This window comes from Pantoea sp. ME81, from assembly GCF_903970985.1.
Taxonomy (GTDB): Bacteria; Pseudomonadota; Gammaproteobacteria; order Enterobacterales; family Enterobacteriaceae; genus Pantoea; species Pantoea communis.
Genome location: NZ_CAJCKS010000314.1, coordinates 1 through 2435, shown reverse-complemented (window position 1 = coordinate 2435; position 2435 = coordinate 1). Strand labels below are relative to the sequence as shown.

2 protein-coding genes are annotated in these 2435 nt (G+C 51.1%); both read left to right on the top strand.

Going from position 1 to position 2435, the window contains the following annotated elements; all coding sequences use genetic code 11:
* Positions 1–109: 109 nt before the first annotated feature.
* Positions 110–1306 (top strand): FAD-dependent oxidoreductase, encoded by a 1197-nt coding sequence (locus H7A81_RS26810; protein ID WP_182059290.1) that lies wholly within the window; start codon positions 110–112, stop codon positions 1304–1306.
* Between the two features lie 124 nt (positions 1307–1430).
* The coding region (locus H7A81_RS26805; protein WP_182059289.1) for an MFS transporter at positions 1431–2435 on the top strand (1005 nt) is incomplete at its 3' end.

Genomic DNA, 2435 nt, shown 5'->3' with positions numbered 1-2435 from the left:
ATGCAGTTATGTACTGACAGATACTGCGGCATTTATTCCCACCTAAACCTCAACACGATGCTATATAAATGATAACGATTATCATCAATTGCTTTATGCTGAGGTCAGGATGCAACCAACAGAACTCACCGCCGACTGTTGTATCGTCGGCGGCGGACCAGCAGGATTAATGCTGGGTTATTTACTGGCGAGATCAGGATTAAGCGTCGTGGTGATTGAAAAACATCCCGACTTCCTGCGCGATTTTCGTGGCGATACCATCCATCCCTCTACGCTGGAGATCATGCGCCATCTCGGGTTGCTGGATGAGCTTCTGACCTTACCGCATCAGAGAGCCGAAAAATTACAGGCAGAAGTGGCTGGTCAGGAGATCACGATGGCTGATTTCTCGCGCTTGCCGGTGCAGTGCCGCTTTATTGCCTTTATGCCGCAATGGGATTTCCTCAATTTTCTCGCGAGCAAAGCGGCCGCTTTTCCCGGCTTCACGCTCTTACAATCCACCGCTTTTGATGATTTGATCTATGCAGAGGGTGTGGTGTCGGGTGTTAAAACGTTACAGGGTAACGATGCGCGCATCATTCATACCTCGTTGGTGATTGGCGCGGATGGGCGTAACTCGCAGGTACGTACCAAAGCCGGATTACAGAGCAAAAGCTTCGGCTCATCCCGTGATGTGCTGTGGTTCCGGTTGTACAAACAGGAAACCGATCCCGAATGGGGTATGGGTCATAAAGGGCCAAAGCAGAATTTCATTGTGATTGATCGCGGTGACTACTGGCAGTGCGGCTACACCATCCAAAAAGGAGAGTTTGACGCATTAAAGCTTGCCGGTCCGGAGACGCTAAAACAGGCTATGGCTGAAGTCGCACCCTTCAGCGCTGAGCGTATGGCGGAGCTCGACGGTTGGGACAAATTGAAGCTGTTGTCGATTCGCATCGACCGGCTGGATCAGTGGATGAAGCCCGGTGTGCTGTGCATTGGTGATGCAGCCCATGCGATGTCGCCGATTGGCGGGGTTGGCGTCAATCTGGCGATTCAGGATGCGGTAGCCACGGCGAATTTCCTCACGCAACCGCTGAAAAAAGGAGAAGTCACTTTGCGCGATCTGCAAAAAGTTCAGCAGCGCAGACAGTTCCCCACGGTCGCCACGCAATTCCTGCAAATCAAAATGAGCAGTAATAAACGTAAGCGCACTACGCCGAGTAAGGTGCCGCAGATGATCAGCCGTTTCCCGTTCTTGCGCCATCTGTTCGGTCGTTTAATTGGCTTGGGTTTTAGAACGGAAAGACCAGAACATCTCAATTAGAAAGTTTAAATTTCTAATCCTGTAAGCCTTCGTCCATTTATCCCGACGCCTCCAGCGGCAACAATAGATTCACAGCAGCAGACAACAGTGGGTTGTCTGCTAACCCTATGAATAGGATGTGAATATGCCGATTGCTTTATTTGCGCTGACGGTGGGTGCGTTTGCTATTTGTACTTCTGAATTTGTCATTGTTGGCATGCTGCTCAACATCAGCCACGACATGTCAATTAGCGTTGCTTCGTCAGGGATGTTGGTGACGGCCTATGCGTTGGGTGTGGTGATCGGCGCTCCGTTGCTCACACCTTTAATGGTGCGCTTTAAACGTAAAAATGCGTTGGTGATGTTGATGTTGCTGTATGTGGCGGGAAATTTTGCCTGTGCTCTCGCAACCAGCTATCAATATTTGCTACTGGCGCGTGTTATTGCTGCGTTGGCACATGCATCATTCTTTGGATTAGGCGCGGTCGTTGCCACACAGCTAGTCAGCAAAGAGAAACAGGCCAGCGCTATCGCGGCCATGTTCCTTGGGGCGACATTAGCCAATGTTTTCGGTACGCCACTGGGAACGTTAATGGGCGAACACTTTGGCTGGCGCAGTACTTTTATCGGTTGTTCCGCTCTGGGTGTTTTGGGGATGTTGGCGATGATGGTGTTTATACCTGACATCAAAAGTGCCAAACCTCAACATCTGGCGTCAGAGTTCCGGGTGCTACTGCAACCCCAGGCGCTTAAAGCCATGCTAATAACGATTATTGGATTTGGCGGGATTTTCACCGCATTAACTTATATTGGGCCTTTGCTGACTCAGGTGACAGGTTTCCCTGAGAGTGCGGTGTCCTGGCTACTGCTGGTGTTTGGCGTGGGGATGGTGGTGGGCAATCCGTTAGGCGGGCGTCTCACAGATTTTAACCTGCGACTTGGCATCCTGGTCACCTTGGCGATCGTCCTGACCGTGCTGGTTGCGCTGGGGTTGTTTGCCGGATTCAAAGTGATAACCGCACTGCTGGTTTTCTTATTTGGTGCCGCGATGTTTTCAGCAATCACCCCGTTACAGGTCCAGGCAATGCATGCCACCCAAAATGCACCTGTGCTGGGGCCGTCGTTTAATATCGCGGCGTTCAACCTTGGT